The organism is Sphingomonas eleionomae, assembly GCF_049889035.1.
Lineage (GTDB): Bacteria > Pseudomonadota > Alphaproteobacteria > Sphingomonadales > Sphingomonadaceae > Sphingomonas.
Map to the genome: position 1 here is coordinate 777,007 of NZ_JBLTWP010000001.1, position 14,027 is coordinate 791,033.

15 protein-coding genes are annotated in these 14,027 nt (G+C 65.3%); 9 read left to right on the plus strand and 6 right to left on the minus strand.

Features of this window, described 5'->3' with window-relative positions:
* Positions 1 to 4: 4 nt before the first annotated feature.
* The 3 genes from ACNI3Q_RS03495 to ACNI3Q_RS03505 are packed head-to-tail and all read left to right on the plus strand — an operon-like array spanning position 5 to position 5,164.
* On the plus strand, positions 5 to 3,193 hold the full coding sequence (locus ACNI3Q_RS03495; RefSeq protein WP_426274022.1) for an efflux RND transporter permease subunit: 3,189 nt from the start codon (positions 5 to 7) through the stop codon (positions 3,191 to 3,193).
* Positions 3,190 to 4,650 carry an efflux transporter outer membrane subunit gene (locus ACNI3Q_RS03500; RefSeq protein ID WP_426274023.1) on the plus strand — a complete coding sequence of 487 codons (1,461 nt, stop codon included), beginning with the start codon at positions 3,190 to 3,192 and terminating at the stop codon, positions 4,648 to 4,650. The genes ACNI3Q_RS03495 and ACNI3Q_RS03500 overlap by 4 nt, the downstream gene beginning before the upstream one ends.
* A gap of 55 nt (positions 4,651 to 4,705) precedes the next feature.
* Positions 4,706 to 5,164 (plus strand): MaoC family dehydratase, encoded by a 459-nt coding sequence (locus ACNI3Q_RS03505; protein WP_426274198.1) that lies wholly within the window; start codon positions 4,706 to 4,708, stop codon positions 5,162 to 5,164.
* Here the strand turns inward: ACNI3Q_RS03505 and ACNI3Q_RS03510 are convergent.
* Both ACNI3Q_RS03510 and ACNI3Q_RS03515 read right to left on the minus strand, forming a co-directional pair.
* Positions 5,161 to 5,622: a DUF1465 family protein gene (locus tag ACNI3Q_RS03510; RefSeq protein WP_426274024.1), complete on the minus strand. Its 462-nt coding sequence runs from the start codon at positions 5,620 to 5,622 to the stop codon at positions 5,161 to 5,163. The two genes, ACNI3Q_RS03505 and ACNI3Q_RS03510, sit on opposite strands and share 4 nt — an antisense overlap.
* A gap of 85 nt (positions 5,623 to 5,707) precedes the next feature.
* The gene (locus ACNI3Q_RS03515; protein WP_426274025.1) at positions 5,708 to 5,905 is read right to left on the minus strand and encodes a YdcH family protein; all 198 of its coding nucleotides are present in this window, start codon (positions 5,903 to 5,905) and stop codon (positions 5,708 to 5,710) included.
* A gap of 142 nt (positions 5,906 to 6,047) precedes the next feature.
* Between ACNI3Q_RS03515 and ACNI3Q_RS03520 the strand changes: the two genes are divergently transcribed.
* Positions 6,048 to 6,203, plus strand: a complete 156-nt coding sequence (locus ACNI3Q_RS03520) for a YdcH family protein (protein WP_260019323.1) — start codon at positions 6,048 to 6,050, stop codon at positions 6,201 to 6,203.
* A 103-nt stretch (positions 6,204 to 6,306) separates the two neighbouring features.
* Here ACNI3Q_RS03520 and ACNI3Q_RS03525 read toward each other — a convergent pair whose 3' ends face one another.
* The 3 genes from ACNI3Q_RS03525 to ACNI3Q_RS03535 all read right to left on the minus strand — a co-directional run bounded on the left by ACNI3Q_RS03525 (position 6,307) and on the right by ACNI3Q_RS03535 (position 8,453).
* Positions 6,307 to 6,696 (minus strand): PilZ domain-containing protein, encoded by a 390-nt coding sequence (locus ACNI3Q_RS03525; protein WP_426274026.1) that lies wholly within the window; start codon positions 6,694 to 6,696, stop codon positions 6,307 to 6,309.
* Between the two features lie 54 nt (positions 6,697 to 6,750).
* Positions 6,751 to 7,218 carry an RNA polymerase-binding protein DksA gene (dksA, locus tag ACNI3Q_RS03530; protein WP_426274027.1) on the minus strand — a complete coding sequence of 156 codons (468 nt, stop codon included), beginning with the start codon at positions 7,216 to 7,218 and terminating at the stop codon, positions 6,751 to 6,753.
* A gap of 575 nt (positions 7,219 to 7,793) precedes the next feature.
* On the minus strand, positions 7,794 to 8,453 hold the full coding sequence (locus ACNI3Q_RS03535) for a hypothetical protein (protein WP_426274028.1): 660 nt from the start codon (positions 8,451 to 8,453) through the stop codon (positions 7,794 to 7,796).
* A gap of 315 nt (positions 8,454 to 8,768) precedes the next feature.
* Here ACNI3Q_RS03535 and serS point away from each other — a divergent pair, with 315 nt between their 5' ends.
* Genes serS through ACNI3Q_RS03560 form a run of 5 tightly spaced genes read left to right on the plus strand, consistent with a single transcriptional unit; the run spans position 8,769 to position 13,343 of the window.
* Positions 8,769 to 10,049 carry a serine--tRNA ligase gene (gene serS, locus ACNI3Q_RS03540; protein WP_426274029.1) on the plus strand — a complete coding sequence of 427 codons (1,281 nt, stop codon included), beginning with the start codon at positions 8,769 to 8,771 and terminating at the stop codon, positions 10,047 to 10,049.
* Positions 10,049 to 10,813, plus strand: coding sequence for a 5'/3'-nucleotidase SurE (gene surE, locus ACNI3Q_RS03545; RefSeq protein WP_426274030.1), 765 nt, complete (start codon positions 10,049 to 10,051; stop codon positions 10,811 to 10,813). Before serS ends, surE begins: the two co-directional genes overlap by 1 nt.
* 20 nt (positions 10,814 to 10,833) lie before the next feature.
* Positions 10,834 to 11,958: a peptidoglycan DD-metalloendopeptidase family protein gene (locus ACNI3Q_RS03550; RefSeq protein ID WP_426274031.1), complete on the plus strand. Its 1,125-nt coding sequence runs from the start codon at positions 10,834 to 10,836 to the stop codon at positions 11,956 to 11,958.
* Positions 11,959 to 11,993: 35 nt separating this feature from the next.
* The gene (locus ACNI3Q_RS03555) at positions 11,994 to 12,977 is read left to right on the plus strand and encodes a potassium channel family protein (RefSeq protein ID WP_426274032.1); all 984 of its coding nucleotides are present in this window, start codon (positions 11,994 to 11,996) and stop codon (positions 12,975 to 12,977) included.
* Between the two features lie 12 nt (positions 12,978 to 12,989).
* On the plus strand, positions 12,990 to 13,343 hold the full coding sequence (locus tag ACNI3Q_RS03560; protein ID WP_426274033.1) for a DMT family protein: 354 nt from the start codon (positions 12,990 to 12,992) through the stop codon (positions 13,341 to 13,343).
* Between the two features lie 6 nt (positions 13,344 to 13,349).
* Here the strand turns inward: ACNI3Q_RS03560 and ACNI3Q_RS03565 are convergent, their stop codons facing one another.
* On the minus strand, positions 13,350 to 13,898 hold the full coding sequence (locus tag ACNI3Q_RS03565; protein ID WP_426274034.1) for a hypothetical protein: 549 nt from the start codon (positions 13,896 to 13,898) through the stop codon (positions 13,350 to 13,352).
* Positions 13,899 to 14,027 lie beyond the last annotated feature (129 nt).

Here is a 14,027-nt window from a genome sequence, read left to right on the forward strand (position 1 = left end):
TCCCATGAAGTTCCCCCACTTTTTCATTGACCGGCCCATCTTTGCGGCGGTCCTGTCAATCCTTGTGCTGGTATTCGGCCTTGTGTCGCTGCCGGTGCTGCCCGTGACGCAATATCCCGACATCGCGCCGCCGACGGTGGTGGTGTCGGCCAGCTATCCCGGCGCCAGCGCCGAAACCCTGGCCGAAACCGTTGCCGCTCCGCTGGAAGAAGCGATCAACGGCGTCGAAAACATGATCTACCTCCAGTCCTCGTCCACGGGCGACGGACAGGTACAGATCACGGTGACGTTCGCGCAGGGGACCAACGCCGATCAGGCCCAAGTGCTGGTGCAGAACCGCGTGGCCTCGGCTGAACCCCGCCTGCCGGAACAGACGCGCCAGATCGGCGTCACGGTGCTGAAAAACTCGCCCGACTTCCTGATGGTGGCGATGTTCTATTCGCCGGACGGGTCGCTTTCCGAACAATATGTATCCAATTATGTGGGCACCCAGGTTATCGATCGCGTGGCGCGCGTTCCGGGCGTCGGCAATGCCCAGGTATTCGGTGGCCGCGATTACAACATGCGCGTCTGGATCGATCCGGATCAGGCCGCTGCCCGCAACCTGACGGTGGACGAGATCATCGCCGCGGTTCGTGCACAGAACGCGCAGGTCGCCGTCGGCGGTGTCGGTCAGCCGCCCTTTACCAAGGATTCCGCCACCGCGTTTCAGCTGGGCATTCAGGCAAAGGGTCGCCTGACCACGCCGGAGGAATTCGGCGGCATCATCGTCAAGCGCGACGATGCCGGGGCGCTGACCCGCCTGCGTGATGTTGCCCGGATCGAGCTGGGTGCCGAAAACTACAACATCAACGCGTTCCTCAACAACCGGCCGACGGTTGCGATCGCCGTCAGCCAGTTGCCGGGATCGAACGCGCTGACCACAGCAGAGGCGGTTATCAAGGAACTGGACACCGCCAAGAAGAGCTTCCCACCGGGGATGACCTATTCCATCCCCTATAACCCGACCGAATATATCTCGGCGTCGATCGAGGCGGTGCAGCATACCCTGATCGAAGCCATCGTGCTGGTGTCGCTGGTCGTGCTGTTGTTCCTGCAAAGCTGGCGTGCGGCGATCATTCCGATCATCGCGATCCCGGTATCGCTGGTCGGCAGTCTCGCGGTGCTGTTTGCCTTTGGCTATTCGATCAACAACCTGTCGCTGTTTGGCATGGTGCTGGCCATCGGTATCGTGGTCGATGACGCGATCGTGGTGGTGGAGAATGTCGAACGTCTGATGGAGGAAAAGGGGCTGTCCCCGCTTCAGGCCGCCCATGAGACGATGGACGAGGTGTCGGGCGCGCTGATCGCGATTGCGCTGGTGCTGTGCGGGGTGTTCATCCCGACCAGCTTCATTCCGGGCATCTCGGGCACCTTCTATCAGCAGTTCGCGCTGACCATCGCCTCGGCAACCGCCATTTCGGCCTTTGTCTCGCTGACCCTGTCGCCGGCGCTTGCAGCGATCATCCTGAAGCCGAAGCATGATGCCGAGCCGAAGCCCGGCTGGCGCGGATGGGGCACGCGCTTTGCGCGCGGCTTCAATCGCGGCTTTGACTGGCTGTCAAATCGCTATGGCCGCCTGACCGCGCGCGCGGTGCGGACGCTGGCGATCGTCGGCATTGCCTATGTGCTGCTGATCGCAGTGACCGGGTGGCGGTTTGCCGCGACGCCCGCGGGATTCATCCCGCCGCAGGATCAGGGCTATGTGATCGTCGCTGCCCAGTTGCCGCCGGGTTCATCGCTGGAGCGGACAACTGCGCTGATGAAGCGGGCTCAGGAAATCGCGCTGGCCAACCCGGCCGTGCGTGACACCCCGGCCTTTGTCGGCCTGGACGGTGCCAGCTTCTCGACCGCGCCCAATACGGCCGCGATGTTCGTGGCATTCAAGGATCACAGCGTTCGCCCCCACGCCGATGTCGTGGCCAACGAGCTGCGCGCCGCCCTTGGCGAGTTGAACGAAGGGCTGTTGCTGGTCATCCCGCCGCCGCCCGTCCAGGGGATCGGCACCGGCGGCGGCTGGAAGATGATGATCGAGGATCGCGAAAACCGGGGCTATGCCGCGCTGGAACAGGCCACCTTTGCCATGATGGGTGCGGCAGCCCAGGCCGACGGGATTGCAGGGGCATTCAGCCTGTTCAACACCCGCACGCCGCGCCTGTACGCCGATGTCGATCGCGAACGGGCGGAACAGCTGGGCGTGCCGGTGCAGAACGTGTTTTCTACGCTCGGCACCTATCTCGGCTCCACCTATGTCAACGACTTCAACTTCCTCGGCCGCACGTTCCGTGTGACGGCACAGGCCGACGCCCCCTATCGCGATGAGATGGCGGATATCGGCCGGTTGAAGACTCGGTCCGCATCGGGGCAGATGGTGCCGCTGGACGCGGTGCTGACCGTCCGCAATGACGCTGGCCCGTATCGCGTGGTTCGTTACAACCTGTATCCCACGGCAGAATTGCAGGGCGATACGGTTCCCGGTTTTTCGACCGGACAGAGCCTGGCGACGATGGAAGCGCTGGCGGACAAGGTGCTGCCGGACGGGTTCAGCTATGAGTGGACCGAGCTGGCCTATCAGCAGAAACAGGCGGGCAACACGGGCATCATCGCCTTTGCGCTGGCCGTGCTGTTCGTGTTCCTGTTGCTGGCGGCCAATTACGAGAGCGTCGTGCTGCCGTTCGCGGTGATCCTGATCGTGCCGATGTGCCTGCTGGCCGCGATCATCGGGGTCAACATCATGGGCATGGACAACAACATCCTGACCCAGATCGGCCTGGTCGTGCTGATCGGTCTGGCGGCCAAGAACGCCATTCTGATCGTCGAGTTCGCCAAGCATAACGAGGATTCGGGCATGGGCACGCTGGAAGCGGCCGAGCACGCAGCGGCGCAGCGTCTGCGCCCCATCCTGATGACGTCGATCGCGTTCATCCTGGGCACGCTGCCCCTGGTGATCGGATCGGGTCCGGGTGCGGAGCTTCGCGCCGCACTGGGCGTTGCGGTGTTCTTTGGCATGATCGGCGTGACCGTGTTCGGCCTGATCTTTACGCCCGCATTCTATGTCATGAGCCGCAAGCTGGGCGATACCGTCGGCCGCAGGTTCAAGCGGCGGAAGGGCACCCCGCCCCCGCCCGCACAGGAACAGGAGGTGCCGGCATGAACCGCGCGCTCATCACCCTGATCCCGCTGTCCATGCTGGCAGCGTGCGCCGTCGGCCCGGATTACGCGCCGCCGACCACGCCTGGCAGCACGGCGGGAACCGGCACCGGCCAGTTTGCCGAGACGGCATCGAACACGGGCGTCGCACCGACGCCGCCGCCCGACCAGTGGTGGCGGCTGTATGACGACCCCAATGTCGACCGGCTGGTGACGGATGCGCTGGCGCACAACACCGACATTCGCCAGGCTGTCGCCAACCTGTCGCGTGCCCGCGCGGTGCTGATCCAGGCGACCGGCCGGCGGTTTCCGACCACGGACCTGTCGACCCAATATACCCGTCAGCGGACCGGCGGAAACCAGATCGGCGCGCAGTTCGGCGGACAGACCATTCCGTCGTTCGAAACCGATTTCTACCGTGCGGGTATCGATGCCAGCTATGAAATCGACCTGTTCGGGGGCGTCACCCGCGCGGTCGAGGCTGCGCGCGGCGATGTGGGTGCGGCACAGGCGCAGGTCGACGCAGCCCGCGTCTCGGTCGCGGCCGAAACGGCGCGGACCTATGCCCAGATCTGCAGCAACGCCAGCCAGATTGCCGTCGCACGCGAAACGGTGAAGCTGCAGCAGCAGACCGTCGATCTGACCAGGCGACTGTTCGACGCCGGGCGAGGCCAGCGCCGCGACCTTGATCGCGCAACGGCGCTGCTTGCGCAGAGCGAATCGCAGCTCCCTTCGCTGGAGGCGGAGCGCCGGGCCGCGCTGTATGCGCTGGCGACACTGACCGGCAAGCCGCCCGCCGAGATCGATGCAGCGGCCAACGGCTGCACCACCGCACCCCGCCTGAACCAGCTGATCCCGGTCGGCGACGGCGCCGCACTGCTTGCCCGGCGGCCGGATGTGCGCGCGGCCGAACGCCAGCTGGCAGCCGATACGGCACGGGTGGGGGTTGCCACGGCAGCCCTGTATCCGTCCATTTCGTTGCTCGGTTCGGTCAGCCTGGGTTCGCAGCAGCTCAACAACCTGGTCCAAAGCGACAGCGTGTCCTTCTCGCTCGGCCCGCTGATTTCGTGGAGCTTTCCCAACCAGTCGGCGGCGCGCAGCCAGCTGCGTCAGGCAGAGGCGGGTGCCGAAGGGTCACTTGCCGCCTTTGACGGGGCGGTCCTGACGGCCCTGCGCGAAGTGGAGCAGGCGCTTGCCCGTTATGCCGGCGAACTCGACCGCAACCGTGCGCTGCGCCGCGCGGTGGATTCGTCCGGCAATGCGGCCCGCCTGTCCAAGCTGCGGTTCGATTATGGCGCCGACAGCTTTTTGCAGCTGATCGCATCCGAGCAGGAGCGGGCCGAGGCGCGTGCAGCACTGGCGCAGTCCGACGCGGCGCTGGCCGATGCTCAGGTGACCCTGTTCAAGGCACTGGGCGGCGGCTGGGAAAATGCACCGGAGGCAAAGCGCCGGGAACCCTGATCGGCCCCTTTCACCCCGCCCTGCCCTGTGGCAGGGCGGCGGCGGGAGAGTGATGATGGCCGGACGCTATTTCGACGAATGGAACATCGGGGAGCGGATTGAACATCCGATCCGTCGCACGGTTACCGAAACCGACAATCTGTTGTTTTCGACGATGACCCATAACCCGCAGCCGCTGCACATCGATGCAGAAGCGGCGCGGGCCAGCGAGTTCGGCCAGATCCTGGTCAACGGCACCTTCACATTCGCACTCATGATCGGCGTGACGGTTGGGGAAACCACGCTGGGCACCCTGATCGCCAATCTGGGCTATGACGAGGTGCGGATGCCAAAGCCGGTGTTCATCGGCGACACGCTGCGCGCGGTCAGCGAGGTGAAGGCATTGCGGCCCAGCGCGTCGCGCCCTGGCCAAGGCATCGTCATCTGGCGCCATGAATTGTGGAATCAGCGGGACGAAATCGTCTGCCAGTGCCTGCGCAGTGCCCTGCTGCGCAGCAGGGCGCCCAGCGCCTAGAACGACGCCGCCAGCCGGTCCATCATCGCGCGGGCGGGGCTGGATGGCGAACGCTTTTCGACGCGCCCCTGCTCGATCCGGGCGACACGCCGGTGCAGGTCGATGCTGGCGGACACGAGGCCGGCGGCAACGGGGGGCAGGCGATCGAGCAGCGCGGGATCGGTCACCGGCGCACTGCCCAGCCGTCGCGACTGATCCATCGCATCCCGCTCCGGCAGTTCCCCGGTCAGCACCGCCCGCTGGGTCAGCAGCCAGGCGATGACGTGCATCAGGCGCGTCGTCACCTTCAACGATTCGCAGGAAAAGGATACCCGGTCGATCGGGTCCAGTCCGTGCCGGTCATCGGTGCCATACCGGTCGAAATAACTGCGCGCGTCGTCAGCCAGAACCATCGCCTCGGTATACAGGCTGTCGATCAGCCGGGCGTGAATTTCCGTCGTCGTTTGACCATCGCTCATCGGCGATCGATGCCATAATAGGCCCCGCCACTCCAACGCTTTCATCGCTGCCCATGTCTCAATCCGGCGCGATGCAGACCGCGCGTCAGGCGATGATATCCGGCACCAGCCAGTCCTCGATGATCGCCATTTCGTCCTTGAGCCGCAGCTTGCGCTTTTTCAGCCGGGCAAGCTGCAATTGATCCGACGACCCGGCATCGGTGAGGGCGTTGATGGCCGCATCCAGATCGCGATGCTCGATCCGCAGCGCTTCCAGTCGCCGGGTCAGCTCTGTTTCGTCCATCGACACGCAATCTCCCCCCGCCCGATCACCGCCGGTCGCATCCCCGCAACCATATATCGAAGGCGCCGAATCAGCACGCGACAAAGCTGCGGACCCGTGATTTACTCAATGACCCGGCAACACAAGCAAGGAGGTCTGTTCTATGCAGAACGCACATCACGCCGCGCTGGAGCAAAAACACGCATTGCTCGACCGCAGGATTGCTGACGAGGCACAACGACCCAGGCCGAACACCGGACTTCTCGCCGACCTTAAGCGCAGGAAATTGCGGGTGAAAGAGGAACTGGAGGGCATCTGACCCACCAGCTTCCGGTAACGAAGGGGCGCGGACGCGATGGCGTTTCGCGCCCAATTCGTGTCCGGCGAGCTATATTGCGAGTCGGCCAACCGACCGCGGCAGGTCAGCCGAACGGGATCAGCGGTTTCGGTTTGGGCTTGGTCCCGGCCCTGGCCTGGCCGCCGACAGGCTTGCGAGCCGAGAGCGGATCAACCTTGTTGTCAAAGGCGATGCCCAGCCGGCCGTCCGTTGCCCAGGCCACGGAACCCTTGATCCAGCCGATGCCCCGGATTTCGATTTGCACAGGGGTTCCGATGGCAGCCATGGCGGGATATTCGGCCATCAATCCGCCTTCCGACAGATTGCGGATCCGCACCTGCGTTTCCGAGCGGCCGTCCACCTTCAGCTTGGCGGTCAGCAACAGGCTGTCGCGCGCGGCATTGCGTTGCCCGGCCGACATTGCCGCGTTGCCATTGCCATTGTCGAACGACTGCCGTTCCATCAACCCGACCAACTGTTATTGTTCGGGAAGAAGCTAACGCAAAGGCTTATCCAAAGCGTTAACGGATCACTCGTCCCGCGAAATCTTCTCGTTCCGCTCGTGCCGTTCCTGCGCCTCGACGGTCATCGTGGCGATGGGGGGCGCCTCCAGTCGGCCGAGCGAAATCGGCTCGCCCGTGACTTCGCAATAGCCATATTCGCCATCGTCCAGCCGCCGGAGCGCCGCGTCGATCTTTGACACCAGCTTGCGCTGCCGATCGCGGGTCCGCAGTTCGATCGACCAATCGGTCTCGCTGGACGCACGATCGGTCAGGTCGGCCTCGCGCAGCGGTTCGGATTGCAAGGTAGAGAGCGTGCCCTGCGCTTCCCGGTGGATGGCTTCTTTCCACGCCAGCAGCTTTCGGCGGAAATAGGCCTGTTGCCGCTCATTCATGAACGGTTCGTCCGGCGACGGCCGATAGCCGTCATCCATGCCGTCATTCGCTACTAGGGGTACACCCTCCGGCCCGCCCGCGTCGCCCAACACAGTCGCCATAAACTCTCTCCACACTGGCGCTGCCCCGCCCGGCGGCGCCGTTCGATGGCGCGCCTATAGGGGTGCTGACAGCGCGCGACAAGGCCGCGAATCTTCCGATACCGCGAACGCATCAATGCAGCGCACCATTTGCGTCGCCGGATAGATGGCGGCCATTTTCACGCCGCACGTCGTTAACTTTCGCCGCATTGCTTTCGTTTCAAAATCGGACGTTAACCATAATAATCACCAAGGTTGGTCATAGAATTGATCTGTTTCGGTTGAACTGATGGTTAACGAACTTGCGCTTAATGTTTTGTTCTGCACTTCATTCTATCGAACGGCGCACATGCCGTTGCGACCCATCCGCACATCGGGGGCCGCGGCATAAGGGAAGTGACGATCATGTCTGTGAAGATGGCCTTGGCAAAACTTTGTGCCTGCGCAGCGGGCGGCGCTCTTGTCGGCGGCGGTGCAGTCCATATGGCCGACCAGGCCCAGGCGGAACGCGGCGCATCCTACAGCGTCGGCGCGGGCGAGATTGCCAAGAAGCGCGTGGTCAAGCGCCAGGTCGAGGGCAGCGAGGCGCGCCGCATCTATGCCGAGGGCGGCAGCAAGATGACGCGCCGGATCATCAAGAAAGGCCGGACCGAAACCGCCTGCGTTCCCGCAGTCGTCACGATGACCAGCCAGGGCGCGCCGGTGCCGCTGGGCGGCGAAGTGCCGATGGTGTCGGGCGGCGGCGGCTTTGCGGCGCCGGTAATGGTCGGCGGCACGGGCGGCTTTGTTGGCGGCGGCGGCTTTTTCGGCGGCGGCTTCTTTGGCGGCGGCGGTGGCGGTGGTGGCGGCGTCGTCATCTCGTCAACCTCGAGTTCCAGCGGCGGCTCCACCAGCACCAGCGGCGGGTCGACCAGCACGGGCGGCTCGTCCACCTCGACGGGCGGGTCCTCCACGTCCACGGGCGGCTCTTCGACGTCGACCGGCGGCTCCTCGACTTCCACGTCGTCGGGTGGATCGAGCGGCGATGTGTCGTCCTCTACCTCGACGGGCGGATCGTCCACGTCGACCTCGACGGGTGGCTCCTCCACATCGACGTCCACGGGCGGTTCTTCGACGTCCACGTCCAGCGGCAACGTGTCCTCAACGTCCAGCTCCAGCGGCGATGTGAGTTCATCGTCCAGCGGCAATGTGTCGTCTTCGACCTCGACCAGCTCGAGCGGCGACGTTTCTTCGTCCACGTCGACGTCATCGTCCACGTCCTCGTCCAGCTCGACCAGCTCTTCGACGTCGAGCGGGTGGAGCTCGAACGGGGGCTATCATCCCCCGTCCAGCAGCGGCGGCGACAATCCCGGCGATCCGGGTGGCCCGGAACCGGTTCCGGCACCGCCGATGCTGTTGCTGTTCGGCGGCGCGGCTGGCGCGCTAGTCCTGCGCAAGCGGTGGCAGCGTCGCCGGGAAACGGCCACGGCCTGATCCCGTCCGGCGGGCCGGCATGGGCCGACTGGTCCGGCCAGCCGCATCCGGGCAAACCCCGGCTTGCCTAGGGACGGCACGCGCGCCATAGCGCGGCCATGCATGACCTACGCCTGATCCGCGAAAACCCTGCTGCATTCGACGCCGCGCTGACGCGGCGCGGGGCAGAACCGCGCTCCGCCGAAATCCTGGCGCTGGACGAGCGCCGCCGCGCGCTAACCACGGAATTGCAGACGGTTCAGTCGCGCCGGAACGAGGCGTCGAAGCTGATCGGCGCAGCCATGGCAAAGGGCGATCCGTCCGCTGCCGAGGCGCTGAAGGCAGAGGTCGCGGCGCTGAAGGACCGGATGCCCCAGCTGGAGGGCGAGGAACGCCGGGCGGGCGAAACGCTGGACGCGCTGCTTGCCGGCATCTCCAACCTGCCCGCCGACGATGTGCCGGAGGGCGCGGACGAGGCCGGCAATGTCGAGCAAAAGCGCTGGGGCACCCCGCCGTCGTTCGACTTTGTACCGCGCGAACACGCCGATCTGGGACCGGCGCTGGGCATGGATTTCGAAGCGGGCGCGGCGATCAGCGGCGCGCGCTTCACGGTCCTGCGCGGTGCCATGGCCCGGCTGCACCGGGCGCTGGGCCAGTTCATGCTGGATCATCAGACCGCCGTGCATGGCTATCAGGAAATGGCCCCGCCGCTGCTGGTGCGCGATCACGCGGCCTTTGGCACCGGCCAGTTGCCGAAGTTCGAGGAGGATTTGTTCAAGACGACGGACGGCCGTTACCTGATCCCCACGGCTGAGGTCAGCCTGACCAATCTGGTGCGCGAACAGATCCTGGCCGCCGATGCCCTGCCACTGCGCTTTACGGCGCTGACGCCCTGTTTCCGGTCGGAAGCGGGCGCGGCGGGGCGCGACACGCGCGGTTTTATCCGCCAGCATCAGTTCGAGAAGGTCGAACTGGTCGCCATTGCCACGCCGGACCAGTCCGAGGCGGAACATGAGCGGATGGTGGCGGCGGCGGAAAGCGTGCTGGAGGCGCTGGCCCTGCCCTATCGCCGGATGCTGCTGTGCACGGGCGACATGGGCTTTGGCGCGCGCAAGACGTGGGACCTGGAGGTATGGTTGCCCGGACAGGGCGCGTATCGCGAGATTTCCAGCGTATCGAACTGCGGCGATTTCCAGGCGCGCCGGATGAACGCGCGCTATCGGCCGGAGGGTGAGAAGGCGACACGGTTCGTCCACACCCTGAACGGTTCCGGCCTGGCGGTCGGGCGCACACTGGTTGCGGTGATCGAGAATTACCAGAACGCCAATGGCAGCGTGACCGTGCCCGAAGTACTGCGGCCCTATATGGCGGGGATCGAGCGGCTGGACCCGGCCAACTGATGCGCATCCTGCTGACCAATGACGATGGCTATCATGCCCCCGGCCTGTCGGTGCTGGAGGAGATTGCGGCCACCCTGTCCGACGACGTGTGGGTGGTGGCACCGGCCGACGAGCAATCGGGTGCCGGCCATTCGCTGACGCTCACCCGGCCGCTCCGGGTGCGCCGGTTCGGCGAGCGACGCTTTGCGGTCAGCGGGACACCGACCGATGCTGTGATGATGGCGGTTGCCAAGCTGATGAAGGACAGTCCGCCCGACCTGATCCTGTCCGGCGTCAATCGCGGTGCCAATCTGGGCGAGGACGTAACCTATTCGGGCACCGTATCGGCGGCAATGGAGGGCGCGCTGGCGGGCATCCGGTCGATCGCGCTAAGCCAGGTCTATGCGCGAGAGGCGATGGGCGATGCCGTGCCGTTCGATGCGGCCAGGGCATGGGGCGAACGCGTGCTGCGCCCGATCATCGCAGCAGAATGGACGCCGCGAACGCTGGTCAACATCAACTTTCCCGCCCTTCCCGCCGCCGATGTGCGCGGCGTGCGCGTCGTCGAACAGGGGTTTCGCGACTATGGCCGGTTGAACATCGTGACCAACCGCGATCCGCGCGGGTATGAGTATCACTGGTTCGGTCTGGGCGCGGTGCCGAGCACGCCGGCGCACCATACCGACCTTGAGGCGGTGGCGGATGGCTATGTTGCTGTAACGCCGCTGCATTTGGACCTGACGCACCGGGAATCCATGGCTATGCTGGCACAGGCTTTGCGCTGAAGCCGGAACGGGGGGACGCCATGGATCGGGGCATCTGGATTACCGTGCTGTTGCCATTGTTGGCGACGACGGCGGGCTGCATCCCGCGCCAGGCATACCGGCCCCCTGCCCCGCAAGTCAGCGGGCCAATCGACCCCGCGCCCCTGCCCGAACCCGGTTACGAACGGCAGGATGCGGATGTCGTCGCACTGCCGACGGCAACACCGGCATGGGAAGCGCGACCGGTCGTCGCCGATGCGCGGACGGTGGCCGGATCACGCTATACCGTTGCGCCGGGCGATACATTGCGCTCGATTTCGGCAAAGACCGGTGCGGGGTCAGAGGCGATTGCGCGGGCCAACGGCCTGACCCAGCCCTACACCATCCGGCGCGGCCAGACGCTGACCATCCCCGCGGGCCGATATCACCGCGTCAAGGCGGGCGAGACCGGCATTGCGATCGCGCGTGCCTATGGCGTGCCATGGCGCGACGTGCTGGCCGCCAATGCGCTGGAGCCGCCCTATCTGCTGCGCGTCGATCAGCGCATCCTGATCCCCGATGCGGCAACGGCCGTCGTCGCGCCGCCGCCCGCTCCTCTGCCCGCAGTAGCAGGCACCCCGGCATCGGCACGGCGGCAGGCGGCGTTCGAACTCGATATCGACTCCCTTGTCACCGGGGGTGAGCCAGCCCTTGGCCCGGCCGAAAAGCCTGCCGCGGCGACGGCGTCGTCCGCTCGCATCCTGCCGCCGTCAGCGGCCGTCGCGGACACCGCGCGGTTCAATGGCCGGTTCGACTGGCCGGTCGACAATGGCGCCATCGTCAAGCGGTTCGGCCCCGGCGCATCGGGCGAGCGACTGGACGGGGTCAAGATCGGCGTTCCGGCCGGCACCCCCATCCGGGCGACCGCAGACGGCGTCGTTGCCTATACCGGCACGTCGGTCGCGACGCTGGGCGGTATCATCATGGTCAAGCACGGGTCGGAATGGACCAGCGTCTATGGCCATGCCAGCCGGTTGTCTGTGCAGCGGGGCCAGGCGGTGAAACGCGGCCAGATCATCGGATATACCGGCAGCACCGGTCAGGCCGACCGGCCGCAGCTTCATTTCGAACTGCGCAAGGGCCGCGATCCGGTCGACCCCGCCAAGCAATTGCCGTCCCGCAAATGAGGTTGCCGCCCGGCGACCGCCGCACGGGCCAGGCGATGCGACGTGCATCCCGGATGCCGGTCTGGCTGTCGATCGCATGGCGGGTGGCAGGCGTGATCGGGATGGTGGGCCTGGCCATTGCCGTCCACTGGTTCGATCGCGCCGGGCTTCGCGACAATTATGACGGCCAGATCAGCTTCCTGGACGTCGTCTATTTTACGATGATCTCGATCACCACCACGGGTTATGGCGACATCGCCCCGGTGACGACACAGGCGCGGATGTTCGATGCACTGATCGTGACGCCGATCCGGGTGTTTATCGTGCTGCTGTTCATCGGCACCACCTATGATTTCGTGATCCGCCGCACATGGGAGAAATGGCGCATGGCGCGACTGCAACGGACCCTGACCGGGCATATCGTCGTCGCCGGATATGGCACGACCGGATCCGAAGCGATCTGCGAGTTGATCGCGCGGGGCCACGACGCGGGCCGGATCGTGGTGATCGACAGCGATGCCGATGCGCTGGCCGCCGCAGAGGCGATGGGCTGCATCGTCCTGCCCGGTGATGCGACCCGCGATCAGACGTTGATGGACGCCCGCATTGCGGATGCCTGTTCGATGATCGTGTCGGCAGGACGCGACGACACATCGATCCTGATTACCCTGACGGCTCGCCACCTTGCGCCAGAATTGCCAATCAGCGTGATCGTGAAGGCAGAGGACAATGAACTGCCCGCGCGTGCCGCCGGGGCAACGACGGTCATCAATCCAGTAAGCTTTGCCGGACTGTTGCTGGCCGGATCGTGCCAGGGCGGCCATGTGGCGGAATATCTGCTCGACCTGGCATCGGTCAGCGGAAAGGTGGCGCTGGCCGAACGTCCGGCACGGGCGGACGAGGTTGGAAAGCCGCTGTCGGCGATCACCACCGGCCTTGGCCTGCGGCTGTACCGCGACGGTGCGCCCCATGGCTTTTTCGAAGATGCAGCCGCCCGGATCGAACCAGGCGACATCATCGTGGAAATCGTCCGGCCGTAAGGAACGCCGATCATGTCCATCCCGCCCCGGATCCTGACCATCGCACTGCTGATCGCATCGAACGTCTTCATGACCTTCGCGTGGTACGGCCATCTGAAATACAAGCAGGTGCCGATCGTGATCGTCATCCTGGTCAGCTGGCTGATCGCGCTGCCCGAATATTTCCTGGCGGTGCCGGCCAACCGAATCGGTTCCGCCGTCTATTCCACCGCACAGCTCAAGGGCATTCAGGAAGTGATTTCGCTCAGCGTCTTTGCGCTGTTTTCGATCCTGTATCTGGGCGAACGGATCACGGCCAACCACCTGATCGGCTTTTCGCTGATCGCTGCCGGAGCGTTTTTTCTATTTCGCGGCGCCGGCAACTGACGCCGGTCAGCGGGCGTCCGCCTCAACGATCCGTTCCCGCAGCGACCGGACGAATATCCCTGCGCGCGTGACCTGATTGCGCGCGGCGCCGGCCATCTGGATCAGCGCAGGATCCGCCTCGGACTGTCCGGCAACCATTTCCAGCGCCGCCAGATAATTGCTGGCCGCGGCAAGGGGCTGAGCGATATCGTGGGTAAACTGACGAGCAGCCAGAACGGGCGACCGGGCGATGTCCTCTGCCTCGACCTGCGCAATGTCAAAGACCACGCCGCAGATCAGGCCATCGACCCAGTCGCCGCATAGCTGCAGCGGACGGACGCCACCGGCCTTTTCCTGCTGATGAACGACAAGCCGAACGGGGTCCGGCCTTTCGCGGGACGATTCAGCGATCACACGCGCCGCATCCATCCGGGATTCCTGCGCCCAATGCGCGGACCAGCGCGTCAGACTGTCCAGCTGATCATTGGCAAGCCCAAGCTGCGAAGCGGCATTGCCGTCCCAGCGGAGCTGGTCGGTCGTCGGCTCCCACGTAAAATATGCGATTGGAAACGTCATGCCTGGACCGCCGGGCTATGCCCGCCCGGCGAGCCCGATCGTCCCGCCGGGCGGGCGGATGCAAGGCTGGCAGTCCCCCCGATCGCCGCCATCGCACCCATACGAACTCGCCCCGACAAACAACGCTTG

Excerpts from the sequence above, each read along its gene's own strand:
- surE (WP_426274030.1), top strand. The coding sequence starts at position 10,049 with ATGCGCATCCTGCTGACCAATGACGATGGCTATCATGCCCCCGGCCTG.
- ACNI3Q_RS03555 (WP_426274032.1), top strand. The coding sequence starts at position 11,994 with ATGCGACGTGCATCCCGGATGCCGGTCTGGCTGTCGATCGCATGGCGG.
- ACNI3Q_RS03500 (WP_426274023.1), top strand. The coding sequence starts at position 3,190 with ATGAACCGCGCGCTCATCACCCTGATCCCGCTGTCCATGCTGGCAGCG.
- ACNI3Q_RS03560 (WP_426274033.1), top strand. The coding sequence starts at position 12,990 with ATGTCCATCCCGCCCCGGATCCTGACCATCGCACTGCTGATCGCATCG.
- dksA (WP_426274027.1), bottom strand. The coding sequence starts at position 7,218 with ATGGCGACTGTGTTGGGCGACGCGGGCGGGCCGGAGGGTGTACCCCTA.
- ACNI3Q_RS03520 (WP_260019323.1), top strand. The coding sequence starts at position 6,048 with ATGCAGAACGCACATCACGCCGCGCTGGAGCAAAAACACGCATTGCTC.
- ACNI3Q_RS03550 (WP_426274031.1), top strand. The coding sequence starts at position 10,834 with ATGGATCGGGGCATCTGGATTACCGTGCTGTTGCCATTGTTGGCGACG.
- serS (WP_426274029.1), top strand. The coding sequence starts at position 8,769 with ATGCATGACCTACGCCTGATCCGCGAAAACCCTGCTGCATTCGACGCC.
- ACNI3Q_RS03495 (WP_426274022.1), top strand. The coding sequence starts at position 5 with ATGAAGTTCCCCCACTTTTTCATTGACCGGCCCATCTTTGCGGCGGTC.
- ACNI3Q_RS03505 (WP_426274198.1), top strand. The coding sequence starts at position 4,706 with ATGGCCGGACGCTATTTCGACGAATGGAACATCGGGGAGCGGATTGAA.
- ACNI3Q_RS03510 (WP_426274024.1), bottom strand. The coding sequence starts at position 5,622 with ATGAGCGATGGTCAAACGACGACGGAAATTCACGCCCGGCTGATCGAC.
- ACNI3Q_RS03565 (WP_426274034.1), bottom strand. The coding sequence starts at position 13,898 with ATGACGTTTCCAATCGCATATTTTACGTGGGAGCCGACGACCGACCAG.
- ACNI3Q_RS03515 (WP_426274025.1), bottom strand. The coding sequence starts at position 5,905 with ATGGACGAAACAGAGCTGACCCGGCGACTGGAAGCGCTGCGGATCGAG.